Consider the following 408-nt stretch of genomic DNA (forward strand, 5'->3'; position numbering starts at 1 on the left):
AGCCGAAACCGACTCGAGTTTGTTGACGATCGCGTCCTGACCGCCGGTGAAGATGTCGTCTTTGGCGGTGACTTCGGCAGTGCCACTGGTGCCGTTGGCCGGGATTTTCACCACGGTGCCATCGGTCAGCGTGAACTCCAGAGGACCATGGCTCGCCATCGGCATGCCAGCAGCGTTGGTCAGGGTCACGGTGTAGGTGACCGTGCCGCCTTCGGTGACCGTGGTTTTATCCACAGTCAGGGTGGCTTTCACCTCAGTGAGGGTGTCGCCGATGGTCACTTGAGCTTTATCGCCCAGCACCAGGTTCTCGAACGACTTGCCGTCAACGGCAGCCTTGTCGATACCCACTTCGATGATCTGGCCGTCTTTGTAGACGTCATCACCCTGGGCTTTCAGCTCGTAAGGCGT

The 408-nt window shown here is 59.1% G+C and carries 1 protein-coding gene; it reads right to left on the reverse strand.

What is annotated here, in order from left to right; all coding sequences use genetic code 11:
* Nucleotides 1-408, reverse strand: a 408-nt coding sequence (locus H7995_RS28620) for an immunoglobulin-like domain-containing protein (protein WP_185819337.1), incomplete at both ends; no start/stop codon positions are given.

Origin of the sequence: Pseudomonas kielensis (genome assembly GCF_014236655.1) — a bacterium.
Lineage (GTDB): Bacteria > Pseudomonadota > Gammaproteobacteria > Pseudomonadales > Pseudomonadaceae > Aquipseudomonas > Aquipseudomonas kielensis.